This is a genomic window from Microcoleus sp. B4-C1 (assembly GCF_036705285.1).
GTDB lineage: Bacteria > Cyanobacteriota > Cyanobacteriia > Cyanobacteriales > Microcoleaceae > Microcoleus.
Genome location: NZ_JAUBUC010000046.1, coordinates 40388 through 54868 on the forward strand (window position 1 = coordinate 40388; position 14481 = coordinate 54868).

At 45.7% G+C, this 14481-nt stretch carries 14 protein-coding genes; 7 read left to right on the forward strand and 7 right to left on the reverse strand.

Features of this window, described 5'->3' with window-relative positions:
• On the forward strand, window positions 1–744 hold a 744-nt coding region (locus QUB26_RS18710; RefSeq protein ID WP_333319178.1), incomplete at its 5' end, for a CIA30 family protein.
• A 171-nt stretch (window positions 745–915) separates the two neighbouring features.
• The gene (locus tag QUB26_RS18715; protein WP_333246216.1) at window positions 916–1794 is read left to right on the forward strand and encodes a sugar ABC transporter permease; all 879 of its coding nucleotides are present in this window, start codon (window positions 916–918) and stop codon (window positions 1792–1794) included.
• A gap of 241 nt (window positions 1795–2035) precedes the next feature.
• Here QUB26_RS18715 and QUB26_RS18720 read toward each other — a convergent pair whose 3' ends face one another.
• Both QUB26_RS18720 and QUB26_RS18725 read right to left on the reverse strand, forming a co-directional pair.
• On the reverse strand, window positions 2036–2737 hold the full coding sequence (locus tag QUB26_RS18720) for a DUF4079 domain-containing protein (RefSeq protein WP_333246218.1): 702 nt from the start codon (window positions 2735–2737) through the stop codon (window positions 2036–2038).
• A 346-nt stretch (window positions 2738–3083) separates the two neighbouring features.
• Window positions 3084–3710, reverse strand: coding sequence for a YHS domain-containing (seleno)protein (locus QUB26_RS18725; RefSeq protein ID WP_333319181.1), 627 nt, complete (start codon window positions 3708–3710; stop codon window positions 3084–3086).
• 407 nt (window positions 3711–4117) lie between these two features.
• Between QUB26_RS18725 and QUB26_RS18730 the strand changes: the two genes are divergently transcribed.
• From QUB26_RS18730 to QUB26_RS18740, 3 genes are all read left to right on the forward strand, one after another.
• Window positions 4118–4729 carry a cupin gene (locus QUB26_RS18730; RefSeq protein ID WP_333319183.1) on the forward strand — a complete coding sequence of 204 codons (612 nt, stop codon included), beginning with the start codon at window positions 4118–4120 and terminating at the stop codon, window positions 4727–4729.
• A gap of 203 nt (window positions 4730–4932) precedes the next feature.
• Window positions 4933–6387 carry a HAMP domain-containing sensor histidine kinase gene (locus QUB26_RS18735; RefSeq protein ID WP_333319185.1) on the forward strand — a complete coding sequence of 485 codons (1455 nt, stop codon included), beginning with the start codon at window positions 4933–4935 and terminating at the stop codon, window positions 6385–6387.
• The gene (locus QUB26_RS18740) at window positions 6384–7070 is read left to right on the forward strand and encodes a response regulator transcription factor (RefSeq protein WP_333319187.1); all 687 of its coding nucleotides are present in this window, start codon (window positions 6384–6386) and stop codon (window positions 7068–7070) included. Before QUB26_RS18735 ends, QUB26_RS18740 begins: the two co-directional genes overlap by 4 nt.
• Before the next feature lie 115 nt (window positions 7071–7185).
• On the opposite strand, the gene QUB26_RS18745 is transcribed toward QUB26_RS18740, so the two are convergent.
• Together QUB26_RS18745 and QUB26_RS18750 are read right to left on the reverse strand one after the other, a co-directional pair.
• A complete protein-coding gene (locus QUB26_RS18745; protein ID WP_333241482.1) occupies window positions 7186–7605 on the reverse strand; it encodes a DUF6335 family protein in 420 nt (139 codons plus the stop codon).
• A 238-nt stretch (window positions 7606–7843) separates the two neighbouring features.
• Entirely contained in the window at window positions 7844–8050 is a 207-nt protein-coding gene (locus QUB26_RS18750) for a hypothetical protein (RefSeq protein WP_006634408.1), read from the reverse strand.
• Between the two features lie 165 nt (window positions 8051–8215).
• Between QUB26_RS18750 and QUB26_RS18755 the strand changes: the two genes are divergently transcribed.
• Window positions 8216–8629, forward strand: coding sequence for a peptide chain release factor 1 (locus QUB26_RS18755; RefSeq protein WP_333319189.1), 414 nt, complete (start codon window positions 8216–8218; stop codon window positions 8627–8629).
• 240 nt (window positions 8630–8869) lie between these two features.
• Here the strand turns inward: QUB26_RS18755 and QUB26_RS18760 are convergent, their stop codons facing one another.
• The 3 genes from QUB26_RS18760 to infC form a co-directional block, all read right to left on the reverse strand.
• Entirely contained in the window at window positions 8870–9346 is a 477-nt protein-coding gene (locus QUB26_RS18760; RefSeq protein ID WP_190660410.1) for a Crp/Fnr family transcriptional regulator, read from the reverse strand.
• Between the two features lie 122 nt (window positions 9347–9468).
• Entirely contained in the window at window positions 9469–12516 is a 3048-nt protein-coding gene (locus tag QUB26_RS18765; RefSeq protein WP_333245516.1) for a HEAT repeat domain-containing protein, read from the reverse strand.
• A gap of 107 nt (window positions 12517–12623) precedes the next feature.
• Window positions 12624–13160, reverse strand: coding sequence for a translation initiation factor IF-3 (infC, locus tag QUB26_RS18770; RefSeq protein WP_006635262.1), 537 nt, complete (start codon window positions 13158–13160; stop codon window positions 12624–12626).
• A gap of 418 nt (window positions 13161–13578) precedes the next feature.
• Between infC and QUB26_RS18775 the strand changes: the two genes are divergently transcribed.
• Entirely contained in the window at window positions 13579–14427 is an 849-nt protein-coding gene (locus QUB26_RS18775) for an alpha/beta fold hydrolase (RefSeq protein WP_333319192.1), read from the forward strand.
• Window positions 14428–14481: the final 54 nt, after the last annotated feature.

Sequence of the window (14481 nt, forward strand, 5' to 3'; positions counted from 1 at the left end):
CCTCCGCTTAATCTCGCAGGATTTAGCGGCCTCCAACTACGTGTCAAAGGGGACGGCAAGCGCTACAAATTGATTGTGCGCAGCGAAGCTAAATGGGATGGAATTGGCTATTGCTATTCGTTTGATACTGTTTACAATATCTGGATTACTGTCACTGTTCCTTTTGATGAATTAATTCCAGTATTCCGCGCGAAAACAGTCAAAGATGGCTCTAAATTTGATGCCAGCAGTATTTTTTCTTTTCAGTTAATGTTGAGCAAGTTTGAATATGATGGCGCGCTCAACCCGAAATTTACACCGGGTATTTTTCAACTGGAGTTAGAATCTATTAAAGCTGATGGGGGACAGACTTTGCCGCGATTTGTGATGGTGAGTTCGGCAGGAGTTACCCGCCCTGGCCGCCCAGGAATTAACTTGGAAGAAGAACCGCCTGCTGTCAGGATGAATGATATGTTGGGGGGGATTTTGACTTGGAAGTTGAAAGGGGAAGATTGTGTGCGATCGAGCGGCATACCTTATACTGTTGTCAGACCTTGCGCTTTGACAGAAGAAGCGGGAGGCAAAGCTTTAATATTTGAGCAAGGAGACAATATTAGGGGCAAAGTCAGTCGGGAAGATATTGCAGAATTGTGCGTGGAGGCTTTGGAACAACCTCAAGCTTGCAACGTTACTTTTGAGGTAAAAGAGGGGGAAAATGGCAGTTCTCCCGGAGACTGGCAGGGTTTGTTTTCGGGAGTTAAATAACAATTGTTTGTAGAGGCTGATTAGTTTGTTACCCCTTGATTACTCGGCGGTTGAAACCGCGTCTACACAAACGAAGTCTGCCTCCGCAGACTAAGAAATAACTGCTTCCTAGGCTCAGCCTGGGAACCAGTTATAACCAATAACTAATAACTAATAACTAATAATTAATTTATGTCTGTTACTTTTTCCCGACGAAAACTGACTCCTTATTTGTTTTTGCTTCCGGCTTTATTTATTTTGAGTTTGACTGTTTTGTGGCCGGCGGTGCAAGCTTTTTATTTGAGTTTTACCAACTACGAATATGATTTGACTCAAATGCCGCAGTGGGTGGGGTTGAAGAATTTTGAGAGGTTGTGGGGCGATCGAGTATTTTGGCAAACTTTGAGGAATACGCTGCTGTATCTCACCTGCGTTGTGCCTGTATTGGTTGTTCTACCGTTGGGAATGGCGATTTTGTGCAACCAAAAACTTAAGGGGATGAACTGGTTTCGTGCAGCCTACTACACGCCGGCGGTGATTTCCATGGTTGTCGCTGGGATTGCTTGGAAGTGGCTGTTTGCTGAGACTGGACTGCTGAATCAGTTGGGGGAATTGTTGGGTTTACCTCCTGTTTCTTGGCTGGCTAATCCGAAGTTAGCAATCTTTAGCGTCATGGCAGTTACTATCTGGAAAGGATTGGGCTATTACATGGTGATTTATTTGGCAGGGCTGCAAGCTATTCCGGCAGAACTTTATGAGGCGGCTGCTATTGATGGTTCTGATGGTTTGGGAAAGCACTGGGATATTACTGTGCCGCTGATGAAGCCGTATTTAGTTTTGGTTGCGGTAATTTCGGCGATTTCTGCTACTAAGGTTTTTGAAGAAGTTTATATTATGACTCAGGGCGGCCCTCGCAATAATTCTAAGACTGTTGTTTATTATCTTTACGAACGGGCTTTTAAGGATTTGGAAATTGGCTATGCTTGTACGATCGGGCTGGTTTTGTTTTTGCTAATTTTGGGTTTGTCGATTTTGCAAGTTAGTCTTCAGGGTTTGACTCGCAATGATTAAGATTGGTGACTGATTGGTAGTGAGTGAGATATTGCAACATTCTGATCTCAAGAACAGGCAAGATGCCTGTTCCACAATACATCACATCTTAAAAACAGGCTTTCCGGCCTGTTCCACAATACATCACATCTTAAAAACAGGCTTTCCGGCCTGTTTCACAATACATGAAATTTCTTGTGGGGTGTCCCGCCCTTCTAATTTATACTAATTTTAGACTTGAATCTCAAAGTAATGCGATCGCTCACGGCTTTGGGCAGGTCTTATTGGTGAAATCACAGGTATAAATATAGGGTTTCTGCCAGCTCAGAGGAATTTCTAATAAATCCCTGGTTCCGGTCATTCCCTGTCCCAGAAAGAGCAGCACAGCGATCGAATTCAATACCACATGGATAGTGCGCCAGCGATTTGAGCGGTCTTTGTAAATGTCTTCAATGATGGCAAGGGAGAAAACCATAATTAGCGCAGCGGCGATGCCAATGTAGTAGTGAGACCAGTACCATTCATTGGTTCGCCGATAAACGCCATCTTGAGTGCCAAGAATAACCAAACCAGTACCTGTTAGGGTGGCAAATATGCCGCGCCATAAAGCGGGTGTCGCTCGATAAAGCATCACCAAAGAGGCGACAGTTGCAACAAACATCAGCACAATGAAAATGACCTGAAACGAGTTTTTGCTCCAAACATCCTTGCTCAAAATATGCTCAAAAATCGGGTAGGCTAGACCCACCAACGTCACTCCTACCACAGAACCTGACAGAATTCGACCTGCTTTGACGTGTTCTGAACCGACTACAGGTGGAATTTTGCTCTTGGTGTCGATCGCAATTTGCTTCCGACGCTGCATGGTTTGCCACGCCATATTGAGAACAACACCAAGCATAGGAAAAACAATCGCTACAGCTAAAATAGGATGCAGCAAACCCAGAAAATCTTTAAATTCCATAGATCACCTTTTTCTTGAGGAGAGTTGGCTTCATTAACCCGGTTTTTGCGATACATAATATCATATCCGGCGATCTAAGCACAGGAATTTGGTAGTCAGGACTAATAGTAATTGTTCATCGGCATAGATACAACTGAAGTCCTGACTACCAACACGCTTTATGAAGGATAAGTCACCCAATATTTTGCTCGCTCAGAAAATATAGCAGTTGTCACTTGTGTGAGGTACAGCTTGTTAAGTTACGCAATAACGCAATTACCATGACCTTTTTGTACCCATAGAAATGAAAAATGCTGGAGGTAACGTCCGTGGCGGTTAATGACTAATTTTCTGCATCACTTTCAGCTTAGCGGAACAGTTCTTTGTTATTCAGAATAGCAGGCCAATTTTTGTTTCCTGAAGCAATGTGACCAGGAATATCCCCCATCCACTGTGCTTGTACTTTCTTGTCGTAGTTGAGATAAAGCTTCCCATTAACGATTTTCCAGGCGTCAGGCTGAGTGACAACAAGATGCCCTTCACTGGTTCCCTGGGCGCAATATCCACCGTATTGAGGAGCATAGTTTTCAGGATTTTTAGCAAACTGATCACGGTTTGCTGCATTAGCAAATATCCAAGTTGTTCCACCCCAATTATGTTTAAATTGGCTAACTCCCATAACTAATTTGCTTTGGGTGAAATAGGCTACGACATCCTGACCATCAAGAGCCACACCTTTTTCGGTGTAGAATTGAGGATGAACGGTTGGTGTGCTGCTTTTACCAGCACAAGGATTGGCTTTACCAGCACAAGGATTGGCTTTACCAGCACAAGGATTGGCTTTACCAGCACAAGGATTGGATTGTGCAACCTTGGATGAAACCGTTGTAGAGTTTGAGTTTCTTGATGCCTTGAAGTTGCCGTAGCTAACATTAGTTGTTACCAAACCGAGAATGGTAGCAATGGCGATCGTAGTAATGTATTTTACTTTCATGTGTCTAATTTCCAGATAAATTGTTAGTAATTCCACGCCAGATGTTTGCTTGATAGTTCTTGCTCTCTGGGAATTATGCTGGCTTGTTGTTGTCTTCAAGCTTTGAGGTTATTTACATTAACGCTCAAGAAAATGAGTGCTAGATGAGGAAGAGATGGATGAGAGATAAAACTCTGAATACTTTATACGTCCCTTTATTCAGCAAAAATTCATCGGGAAATTAGGAACGCATCATCTAGTTACCCCGAATTTCTTATAGAGTGGAGATTAACCCTGACTATCCTTAAGAGTCCTTGATACACTCTTGGCTTAGCAACCGGGTTTCTTGCTAGATATCTGGTTTCTCAACCCAAGATTGCTGATGAGAAACTTAGTAATGCAGTAATTTAATCGCGAGTTGAGCAACGATGACAGGAAAAGACTGGTTAGTGACTAATGATGGACAGTGCAGTATTTTTGAGGCTACAAGTCAAATTGAAGATTTGACTCATCCCTACCGACTTTACCGCTTTTTAACTGACTTGGAAGATGTATTAGAGCAAATTAGTGATGATTATTTACGACTCCAGGCAATTTGTCCCCTTGTCCGCAGGTTGTTAGATAGTTCTTCCTGGTTTCAAATTGCTCTCCTTGAGCCTGACTCTGAGACAAGCTGGGCCGTACAAACACTGTATGATGAACCATTTTTTCCTCTGACGGTGCAGTTGGTGGCTTGGGTTCCGGGTGCAGTTTCTCCGATTCACAATCATGCCAGTTGGGGACTGGTGGCGCTACTTGATGGACAGGAGAAAAATACTTTTTGGCAGCGATCGCCAACTCGCAAGTTTCCCGATAAAATCACAACTGTGGGCGATCTTTTGCTTGCGCCTGGTGACGTTTTGTGCTTAATGCCAGATGCGATTCATCATGTGGAACCACTGGGAGATCAACCAACCATTAGCTTTAATCTTTATGGTGTAACAGATTACGATCGGCGATTTGAGTTTAACCAGATTAAAGGCACTGCGGAAAACTTTTAAGATAGCAGCTTGATGAATTTTTTGATCGATAGTCCAGGACGCACTCATACCAAAGAAACCGGGTTTTTTAGCGAATCTCCTGGCTATAACGAAGGATTTTCGTAAACAAACCCGGTTTCTGACTGTACAGTGCGTCCAGGAATAATCTAGTTGGAATTTTTCCTAATTTTAATGCTTAAGTCTCCTCGCTACCTGACGATATAATGAAGCTAATTCCCCAATTTATAGTCGCTATCAACCCTCTCACTGGCAAGCGAATTTCCACCTCTTCGCTTCAGTTTCGCCTGACACTGGAATTGCTGGTACTCTCGATTTTAGGACTTAGCAGTGTGGCATTTTGGGCCGGCTGGCAAAGGTCGCAAAATCTAGTCGGGGCCCATAAAAAAACCCTGGAATACATTGGAATACGCTTTCCAGAACAGGTTGATCTTTATAGTGAAATGGGTTCACTAGAAATTGGCTTAACCCGAAGCGTGCATAAAGCTTCCACAGGAGGAATCATGGTGTGGGTGAAGCGAAATGATGGGATGCTTTTGGTAAATTCACCTGATATGGATCTGCAATCTTCTAAGATTACGAAGATGATCTCGTTGACGGAAGTACCTGCTGAGCCGACTTTTGTTCAGGTGGGCGATCGCTATTTGGTGATCTGTAGCAGAACTCTGAGGATAAAAAATGAGTTACTGGGTACGGTATATTTCTCTCAAGATATCACTGATGAGCAACGTCAATTAAATGATGGGATTCGCAGTCTAATTGTTGTCAGTATTGTGGTAATCTTAGTGTTAATGTTGGCGATCGCCAGTCGCATTCGTCATGCTCTCCATCCTTTGGAACATATGAGTCAGGTAGCTAGCACTTTGTCTGCTGATAATTTGCAGGCGGCAAAACTCCAACTGCATCAGGCTCCTGATGAGATTTTAGGACTAGCGCAAACCTTTAATGAGATGTTGTTTCGATTGTCGGGTTCCTGGGAGCAGCAACGCCAATTTGTCGGTAATGTTTCCCACGAATTACGCACTCCTCTGACGGTTGTAGTTGGTTATTTACAAAGTTTGCTGCGTCGCAGCACTAACTTAAGTGACTATCAGCAACAAGCACTGGAAACAGCCGTTGGGGAAACTGAACGCACGATTCGGATGTTAGAAGATTTGCTGGATTTGGCAAGGGCTGATAGCGGCAACTTGCACTTTCGTTTGAATCCGGTGATGCTGAATACTCTGGTGGCTGAGGTAGCCCAGATGAGTCAAAAAGTTAGCAATCGGAAAATTATTTTGGTGTCAACTGATGAGGATGTTGTAGCCTGTGCGGATCAGGATCGTTTACAACAGGTGTTAATTAACTTAGTTGATAATGCAATCAAGTATTCTGCTCCAGAACAACCAGTTGAGTTAGTATTAGAAAAGAAGGAACAGCAGGTGATGATTCATGTGGGCGATCGCGGAATTGGTATTTCTCTCCCCCATCAAAACCGGATTTTTGAGCGATTTTACCGGGTGGATGAGTCGATGAGGCGCTCTAGAGACGGTACGGGGCTGGGATTGGCGATCGCCAAAAGCCTGATCGAAGGCATGGAAGGACGTATTACGCTCCGATCTAAACCGGGAGAAGGTAGTATTTTTACTATCACCTTACCTGTCTGGAATCCGCAGCTATGAGCGATCGCATTCTCCTTGTTGAAGATGACCCTAAACTGGCAAAGTTCATCGAATCTGAACTTAGTCTTGAAGGATATCACGTCACTGTCGCCCCAAACGGATTGGATGGATTAACGATCGCTCGTGATACTCAACCGGATTTATTAATTTTAGATTGGATGCTTCCCGGTATCTCTGGATTAGACATCTGTTTAAGGTTGCGATCGACTGGTGTTCAAGTACCAATAATTATGTTAACAGCAAAAGATGAAGTACCCGATCGCGTGACGGGATTAAATGCTGGAGCCGATGATTATGTTACTAAGCCTTTCAGTATGGAAGAACTCCTCGCGAGAGTGAAATCACGTCTGCGTCGAACTCAACCAAATGACCCGGATCAGCTACAATTTGAAGAGCTAATCTTGAACCGTTTAACCCGGGAAGTATATCGAGGCAGTCAGCTAATTGAACTCACTGCCAAAGAGTTTGATTTGTTAGAATTTATGCTGCAAAATCCCCTTCAAGTCATTACCCGCGACCTAATTTTAGAAAAAGTTTGGGGTTACGATTTTATGGGCGAGTCAAACATTCTTGAAGTGTATATTACTATTCGTGCATTACGGATTAAGTTAGAAGCAAGTAACTCAAAACGCCTGCTGCATACTGTTCATGGAGGGGGGTATGTGTTGCGAGAGCAAAACTGAGGAGGGGCGGGTTTACAAATACTTGAGATATGAAGTATGGATACTGATGAACCCGCTCCTAAAGGATGTGATATCCAATCCGCTTCTACTGCCTATTTTATGGTAAAAAATAAACCTACAAATCCGGCCGTTCCTGATAATCTTCCGCAGAACTCGGGTCTAATTCCCACCGACTTTCATCTCGATGTTCAAGCATATCTGTGGTGTGCAAAATAGCCCCATCGGGCATTTCTATGCCCGCAGCGGCTCCGAGTTCGTCAACAAGATCGAGGTCGGGAGTAGGCGCGGTTCCGCCCACCGATTGCTCGCCAGTGGCACTTTCTTGTTCCGCAGCCGGATCGCCATCCTCGCCGCCGATTTGGGAAGTGGAAGAGTATTCGGAACTGCTGTCCTGCAGGGTTGTTATGTCGTCTTCGCTCAATCCCGGTTGAGCGATGACGCCGGTACCGTAAGATTCGGTAATTTCTTGAGGCAATTCGCCCAAATTATCACCATCTCTTGTTGTTTTTGCGTTGCGTTCCTTTTGCTGTGCCACGAGACTTGCTCCTGTTTGTTTTTGAACTCAATTAAATTAAAAATGTCCGAATTTCGCTTGAGCTGAATTATTTTTAGTAATTGCCAATGGCTATCATTAAATGACATTGTAATTGCTATTTAAGCTTTTAGCTTCTATCCCAGGAAATATATTGATTCTGAGCAGCTATTTCATTGGGAATACAAAAAGCGATCGCCCTTTTCAAAAGGGCGATCGCTTTTTAATGGGGATGTTAATTCTATTCGGGAAAATCAGGAATTACCCATTTGGGGGGTTCCGTCCGTTTCCTTCTCACCGCTTCCTCTGCTATTTCTAGCATTTTATCCAGAGAAGTATTTTCAATAAAGTTGGACGTTGCTTCTGCGTATTCCCGCTTCGGGCACTTGTCGCCCAGAACGCAGCCATTGACGCAAGCTACAGCACAATCGACAGTGTTCTCCACCATAACTTTTTTCCTTTCACGGTTCCAACAACTAATAGGCAGCTACTCTGGGTGAATTTGTCAAGAGACTGCTCTATATCTTTATTTTACTTCACAAATTGTCATCAAAGGTCGATCGCCAGGGCAAAACTGTTATAAAATCAAAGCAACCTACCTAATCTGCCGATCGTGAACAATTTTCTGCGGCGCTTAAAACTTTTACCTTGGCGAGAAATGCTGCAAATTTCCGCCCTCGTCAACTCAATCGTGATTGGATTGGAGTTATTTTTAGCCTGGGGTTTCACGCAATCGCGGCCAATCCGCAACGTCGTGACGCTTCTTTACGGCCCATCCCTCGGGACATTGATACCTTTCGTTGCTGCACTGGGAATGGGAGCTTTAGCAGTGTACTTTTTAGAGTATTGGCAACAACAATTTTTGCTCAACCGAATTAGTTTGTGGTTTTTAGTTTTCTGCGTGCTCTTGGGTTTGGTGTTAAAGTCATTCCTACCCATCCCTCCTTTATTAGCAAGTTTATCGGAAGCTGCACTAATAGGAGTTACTGTGGGAGTTTTTTGGAAGGGCCGGCCTTATTGGCGATAGTCATGCCATTTTAGATTTTAAATTTTAGATTTTAGATTTTAGATTTTAGATTTTAGATTGGCTATGACTGATGAATATTCTGGTTTGGGGGTTGTCTATAGTTACATTTTTTTGTGAATCTAGTATAAGGTGCCAATAGCGGACACTAGCCAGAAAAATTGTGCGCTATTGGCACCTTACAGAATATAAATTGTGCAGAATTACCTATCGACTAAAAACACAATTCTCAATTCCCCAATTTCATCGCATTTCAGGAACTCTCACAGTCTCTGTAGGAGGCATCATGGCTTCTTTAGCATTCAACTTTTGATTCAACTCCCGAATCCGGCGCGACAGCAAGCGAATAATATTCACCGCAATTCCCGGCGTTTCATCAATCGCATCGTATAGCTGCATTTGAGTCAGCATCAAACACTCGGATTGTTCGAGAGTAGAAATAGAAGCCGATCGAGGTTCCGCATCAAACAGCGACATTTCCCCGAAACAAGCCCCCGCTTTCAACTGTGCCAAATCCCGATCGCCTATATGCACGCGCACCGTTCCCGATACCAAAATATAGAGAGACCGCCCTTCTTGTCCTTCCGTAAAAATCCTGTGCTTGGAAGGAAACGAAAGTTCATCCATTACCGATGCTAGACGCACGAGAAAATCATCCCGCAGTTCCTTAAAAATCGGAACCTCCCTCACAAACAATAGGCGTTCGACGCTTGTTAACATAATGAGATGCAGTGATTAATTTAAACTTAAAAAGGGGAAGGAGAAGGGGAATAAAAACGGTTGACGGTTAACGGTTAACGGTTGACTGACAATAACAACTGCCAACTGACAACTGACTAATGTTACCTTTTTCCCCCAGCACCCAACTCTGCCATCATCTCTTCAACTTGAGCGGATACCAAATTATCGGGGTCATTTTGCAGCCTGGGCAACAATTCGACCAAAGCCCGTGGCGAGGCTATTTTCAAATAGGCTAACACTGCTTCGCGGACAAAACCCGTCGGGTGCTGCAGACAGACAAGAGTTTGTTGAGCCGTAAGACTCCAGCGCGCTTCCCTCGCCAAGTGAAAGCAGCAGGCCAAAGCCCAATCCGAAAGGAAGTGGCGCAATTCTAGCAAGCGGCGCAGACGATCGCTAGGCGCTAGAGGTTTGTAAACCATCAATTCCGAGAGGTTGCTCAATTTTTCTCTTTCCGAGTGTTGATCTAACAAATTGATGAGCGATCGCTTCCTAGCTATATCCACAGTATTATCGAGAATTTCCAATCCCCTCGCAACCAAAGAAGGTTGGCCAGAAGCGATGTTGAAAGCAGCGGCTTGTACCGTGTCCAGCGGATAAAGAAACTTCATCAGCAAAAAACACCGATCCCTAGCATCAGCTTCCAACCCCACCAGAGCCCGCTGCAACAATTGAGCCGTATCGTTCCCCGGTGTCCCGGTGCTGTTGGCTTCCCGATCCGAGAAATTGCCGTAGGTTGTTACCCCAGAAAAATCTACTATAGCTGCATAAATTTGACCGATAAACATTAACTCCTGTTCGATAAGAGTTTCCAAGCCGCTACGGCCGATGCGGTCTAGAACCCCTTCTATCCCAGCTTCCGAAGGCATTTTCAACAGGATGCGGAGGATATTGCGCCTCGTCGTTCCCCAAGCCGTCATCAAATTGCTGACCAAAATGTCGATCGCCTCATTTGTCCCAATTTGACCCAGAGCCGTCCAAGCTTGCAACCTGACCAAATCCGACTTGTGGATATCCTCAGCCAAATAAACGAGCAAAGGAATGGCATCGTTGTGAAGTTTGACTATAGCCTGCAAAGCCGCTTCCCTAGTCGATTTGTAACCAAGTCCGCGCAGCAGCGAAGGATAATATTCTTCCGAATGAGTAGACGAAATCACGTCTAACAGAGCGCAGCGCACTCGCAGAGATTCATCTTGCAACAGATTGGGGATATGCAGCCGCAGTCCTTGCAAATAATCAGCTTCTCCCAGAGCCCGCGTCCCCATAACACGTTCCCGCTCTTGTTTGTGCGTCAGCATTTGGCGAAGCGTGTTAGTAGCCTCTGCCTTTTGCAGGCGATCGCCCCTTCTCATAATTAAAGCAGCCGCCGTACCCCGCACCACCGGATCGACCGTCGGCTGCAAGTAAGGCCGCAAGCTCTCAATATTCGGTTCAGCTTCCGTCAGCCAGATGTAGCGCAAAGCCAAGGCCAGAACCTCCGGCGGCAAGGATTGCTGCGAGAGTGCGCGGACTGATTCTAAATAGGCGGGGTTCGGGTGTTGCAGCATCGTTTCCAAGCTCTGGCGCTGCAAACTAGGGGACAGGGAATCGAGGATGGGAGCCAGAACTTCTCCGACATTTTTGGGGTCAATTTGCGTCAGGAGTTCTATGCAAGAGCGCTTTTCATCTTCGCCCCCCGGCTTTTGTAGAGTTTCCACCACTGCGCGCTTGAGAGCTTTGAGGTCAACGTCTGTGACGCCCAAGCGCCCCCGCTCCGCACTTTTGACCAACAAACCCACGTATTGAGAGCGGATCAACCATACGACAAACACCCACAACAGTGCCAATATGACGATCACGCCAATAAATATCAAGCTTTGCTGGTCGTGAAATACATTTTCGTCTTGCTGGGGGAGTATCTTGCCTGTCACCCACAGCATAATCAGGATGCCTACTCCTGTAGCTCCGCAGGACAAAGGTTCGCCCACACCGTTGACCAAAGTTTGAATTCCCGATCGAATATTGTCGGGAATCGGTTGAAATAAAACCGGGCTAACAGTTTCCAAAAGCGTGTAGTGCAGCAGTTCGTCTAAAAATCTCAGCAATATTAGCCCGATGAACACAGATACTAGCTGGCCGAGAGAGGCTCCTATGGTCAGCACTCCGAGTATAGCGATGCCCGCCGGCAAAATCATCGCCGTCACGAATACACCGATTCTTTCCACCAACCGGCTCGAAGCGAACCATTGAGTCGCCACTTGAAACAGGCCTTGTATGCCTTCATAAATGCCCAAGAAGCTAGCGATCCAGCTAGCTCCGTCCCCCGGGTTTTGGTATTCTAGCTGGCTGTAGAATTGGAAATCTACCAGCACGTAGACGACTTCTGCGAGGATGAAAAAACTGACTAGAGGTACGGCGTATTTTTGAAGTGGGCCTGTAACTTTGCGGGCGGTAAATTCTTCTTGGTCGTCGTCTTCATCATCATCATCCGTCCAGTGAGCCGTTTCCGGGAATGCTTGGCTGTATTTTTCCGTGAGGTAGTACAGCAACACCGAGCCGATCGCCACCATCAACCCCGATATGAGGGTAACGTTTTTGAGTCCGACTACGTACAGCAAAACAGGCAGAGAAAATCCGCTGACTACTCCAGCTACTAGATAGCCACTACTGACTAGCGGATAGGTGCGCTTGATTTCTCTAATATTAAACAGTTGGTTGGAAGTGATAGAAGTATTAAGGTCGTTGAGGACATAGCAAGCTTCTACCCACAGCCACATCAAAAAAATAGTAATAAAAGCGATGCTGACGCCAGCTATCTTAGTATTTTCGTAGCCGATGCCGAATCGAAATAAAAATAGCGGTATCGACATCATTGCCAGAACAACCACTACGGTGCGCCTTAGCGGCAGGATTTTTTGCAGCCACGAGTAGACAAATCCCAAGCCAGAACCGATAAACGCGCTGGCTATATAAATCCAGGGCATTTTGTCTGCACCAAATTCATCTAGAAAAAGACCTACTGTGCTGAGTTCCAGCCAGATCAGCCCGACGGAGGTTAGAGTGTAGACGAGGAACATCAGTACGGTTCGCTCTACTTCTTCCGATCGCAGGTTGAGCGATCGTAGCACTCCTTGTCTTACTCCCGCCGAACCGCTGATTTGAAAATTTTCCATGCAGCCTTGATTTCCCTGTGTGGTAGCTTATTCCTGACTAACTTCGGAAGTCATCAGCTATCAGTCACCAGTTTATGACTGATGACTGCTCACTAATGACTATCTATTTATACTTTCTTTGGCGACAGCAGCATCATCATACTGCGTCCTTCTTTTTTGGGGGCTTGCTGCACTTCTGCGATTTCCTGCAAATCTGTGGCCATGCGCTTAAGCAAGTCCTCTGCTAGGTTGCTGTGTTGGATTTCCCGACCTCTGAACATGATCGTGGCTTTTACTTTGTCCCCAGATTTGATAAAGCGGTCTGCTAGTTTGAGGCGCACTTGGTAGTCGTGTTCTTCAATTTTGTAGCGCATCTTCACTTCTTTAACATCGGCAGTGTGCTGCTTCCGCTTTGCTTCTCGCGCTTTCTTTTCCTGCTCGAATTTGTACTTCCCATAGTCCATTACCCGGCATACGGGCGGGTCAGCTTTGTCGCTGACAAGTACAAGATCCAGTTCTTTTTCTTCTGCGAGGCGCAGCGCTTCTGCAGGTGTCAATATCCCTAGTTGCGCGCCGTCGGTATCGATTACCCGGATTTTGGGGTATCGAATATTTTCGTTGATCTGGGGTAGGTTGCGATTTTGTCTTCTTTCAATCACAGGCATGAATGGTTTTACAAGCAGTAGTTTAATAGCGAAGCTTCTTGATAGTTACAGGTTTGAGCGGTCAATTTTTCACGATTGACGATCCAACTGTTTTATAAGGTGTTACCCTTACCGGACGTACTACCGCGCCCTGTGCCCCCTCCGCTAACGCCTTGGGGAATATTTGGACTGATCGTAAATGAATTCTTACAATACTTGCTATTCTACTCACTCTGGCTGAGTTTCTGCCTAGTTTTATTTTAACTTCACACACGATCGCCCGCTCCCAGGCCCGATCGATGACAAAACCGTCAAAAATTCAGGGTAAAAGTTGAAGGATGAGGTACAGCCGCTTTTGCTAGCCCATCTCGCCCGGTCTGGCAACTCCCCCAAGTCGCCTGATTTGCCTTGTAGAATAGGTATAACCAAGTGTAAATTTATGTTGCGAGCTGAGGCAAAATTGACAAATTCTCTGCTGTGGCACCAACGGGTGGGAACTCAACGAGACTGGATGTGGCGGGGCTGGCAAACTCGCTACACTTATTTGCGGCCCGATAGGGTACGAAATCAAGGCGCGCTGGAATTTCAAGATTCTGGGGCCAAACCAATGGCCCCGCGCGCATCGGGAACGCCGATTATTTTACTGCACGGGTTTGGAGCTTCGATCGGACACTGGCGACAAAATCTCGCCCAACTCGCCGAAAACCAAACGGTTTACGCCTTGGATTTGTTGGGGTTTGGCGCTTCCCAAAAAGCTCCGATCGACTACTCTGTATCTTTGTGGGTCGATCAAGTTTATGATTTTTGGCTAACTTTTATCAGAGAGCCAGTAATATTGGCAGGGAACTCGATCGGCTCACTAATTTGTCTGGCCGTCGCCGCCGCTCACCCGGACATGGTGGCCGGCACGGTAATGATTAGCCTCCCAGACCCCTCTGTGCGAGCCGAGGCGGTACCTGGATGGCTGCTTCCGGCGATCGAAACGGTTGAAAGTTTGTTTGTTTCTCCGATCGTACTCAGGCCTTTGTTTTATTTAGCCCGCAAGCCTTCCTTTGTCCGTCGCTGGATTGGCTTTGCCTACTCCAACCCCGAAGCTGTTACCGACGAATTAGTGGAAATTCTAGCAGGGCCAGCGGGCGATCGGGGAGCAGCCCGCGCCTTCTGCGCTTTATTTAAAGCTGTAGGCAGTTCACAATTTTGCCCCAGTGTCAAGACTGTGCTGCGAAATTTAAGAATCCCGATGCTGTTAATTTGGGGCAAACAAGACGTGCGATTCGTTGTAATGTGAATCACGGTTCAAATCCGTACATAACATTACCAACCAACTCCAAAAAAGAAGGTT

Excerpts from the sequence above, each read along its gene's own strand:
- QUB26_RS18715 (WP_333246216.1), top strand. The coding sequence starts at position 916 with ATGTCTGTTACTTTTTCCCGACGAAAACTGACTCCTTATTTGTTTTTG.
- QUB26_RS18765 (WP_333245516.1), bottom strand. The coding sequence starts at position 12,516 with ATGGAAAATTTTCAAATCAGCGGTTCGGCGGGAGTAAGACAAGGAGTG.
- QUB26_RS18740 (WP_333319187.1), top strand. The coding sequence starts at position 6,384 with ATGAGCGATCGCATTCTCCTTGTTGAAGATGACCCTAAACTGGCAAAG.
- QUB26_RS18760 (WP_190660410.1), bottom strand. The coding sequence starts at position 9,346 with ATGTTAACAAGCGTCGAACGCCTATTGTTTGTGAGGGAGGTTCCGATT.
- QUB26_RS18775 (WP_333319192.1), top strand. The coding sequence starts at position 13,579 with ATGTTGCGAGCTGAGGCAAAATTGACAAATTCTCTGCTGTGGCACCAA.
- QUB26_RS18750 (WP_006634408.1), bottom strand. The coding sequence starts at position 8,050 with ATGGTGGAGAACACTGTCGATTGTGCTGTAGCTTGCGTCAATGGCTGC.
- QUB26_RS18720 (WP_333246218.1), bottom strand. The coding sequence starts at position 2,737 with ATGGAATTTAAAGATTTTCTGGGTTTGCTGCATCCTATTTTAGCTGTA.
- infC (WP_006635262.1), bottom strand. The coding sequence starts at position 13,160 with ATGCCTGTGATTGAAAGAAGACAAAATCGCAACCTACCCCAGATCAAC.
- QUB26_RS18730 (WP_333319183.1), top strand. The coding sequence starts at position 4,118 with ATGACAGGAAAAGACTGGTTAGTGACTAATGATGGACAGTGCAGTATT.
- QUB26_RS18725 (WP_333319181.1), bottom strand. The coding sequence starts at position 3,710 with ATGAAAGTAAAATACATTACTACGATCGCCATTGCTACCATTCTCGGT.
- QUB26_RS18735 (WP_333319185.1), top strand. The coding sequence starts at position 4,933 with ATGAAGCTAATTCCCCAATTTATAGTCGCTATCAACCCTCTCACTGGC.